We start from the raw sequence: 709 nt of genomic DNA, 5'->3' as shown, positions 1-709 counted from the left end.
CGGACATCACCCGGCGGGATCCGTTGGTCGGACTGGTCGGTTCGCCGTTGGCGAATGCGGTGCCGGACACGGTGGCCGCTCTGTTCCCGGTCTCGCCCGCGGTGACGTCGCTGGGTTTGGACCTGGATGACATCGAGGACCCGGGACCGGAGGCGCCGCGTGCCCGCCGCTGACCCGATGCCTCACAAGGCGTGCCGGCTGTCGCTGGGACGGTCGGAACTGTGGAAAGAAGTGGAGTGCCTGTAATGGCTGGAGAAACAACGATCACCCTGGTCGGGAACCTGACCGACGACCCGGACATGCGCTTCCTGCCCTCGGGGGCTGCGATGTGCAAGTTCACCGTGGCTTCGACCCCGCGTGTGTTCGACCGGGACAAGGGCGAGTACCGCGATGGGGACCCGCTGTTCCTGAACTGCACGGCGTGGCGGGACCTGGCCGAGCACATCGCGGAGTCGCTCAAGCGCGGCACCCGCGTGGTGATGACCGGTCGGCTGAAGCTGTCGCGCTGGGAGGACAAGGAAACAGGTGAGAAGCGCTCGATGATGCAGCTCGACGTGGACGAGATCGGCCCGTCGCTGCGCTTCGCCACGGCGAAAGTTCAGAAGATGTCCCGCACGCGCGGCGGTGACGGCTTCGTCCCGGCCGACGCGCCGGATGACGGCTGGTCTTCGGCATCGTCCGAGCGTCCGGCGGCGTAGGCGGGAGACCC

The 709-nt window shown here is 67.8% G+C and carries 1 protein-coding gene; it reads left to right on the top strand.

All coding sequences use genetic code 11. The features are described from left to right. The first annotated feature begins 245 nt into the window (after nucleotides 1–245). On the top strand, nucleotides 246–698 hold the full coding sequence (locus Val02_RS46995; protein ID WP_203905894.1) for a single-stranded DNA-binding protein: 453 nt from the start codon (nucleotides 246–248) through the stop codon (nucleotides 696–698). Nucleotides 699–709 lie beyond the last annotated feature (11 nt).

This window comes from Virgisporangium aliadipatigenens (genome assembly GCF_016863615.1).
In the GTDB taxonomy this organism is placed as follows: Bacteria; Actinomycetota; Actinomycetes; order Mycobacteriales; family Micromonosporaceae; genus Virgisporangium; species Virgisporangium aliadipatigenens.
Note: the sequence above shows the minus strand (reverse complement) of the source record. Positions and strands in the feature narration are given on the sequence as shown.